Annotated in this window: 1 protein-coding gene; it reads left to right on the top strand. The window is 71.7% G+C overall.

Annotation, left to right across the window (positions count from 1 at the left end):
- Nucleotides 1-269: hypothetical protein (locus AC5RVV_RS18415; RefSeq protein WP_494002765.1), on the top strand; the 269-nt coding region annotated here is incomplete at both ends.

The following is a 269-nucleotide window of genomic DNA, read 5'->3' as shown; positions in this document are numbered from 1 at the left end:
GCCGACGATCCGGCCGCATTGTCCTGGACCAGCGGCGACCAACCCCACGGGCTTCCCCTGACGCGGACGGGCCTGGGCGAGGGGACCGTTCGGGTTTCCGCCGAGACAGCCCCCACCGGAGCCGTTGCCTGGCTCGTTCCGAACGCACCGAACGCCCAGCGGCTGCTGGCGGCGCCGGTTGCCTCTCCGGTCGAAGCCGTTTCCGGCCTCGCATCCCTGCCCGCGTTCCAGCCCCTGGTCAGCACCACGACATCAGCACCCGTTGCGGA

This window comes from Arthrobacter sp. MDT2-34-1, from assembly GCF_059091365.1.
This window is presented reverse-complemented; position numbering and strand designations above follow the sequence as displayed.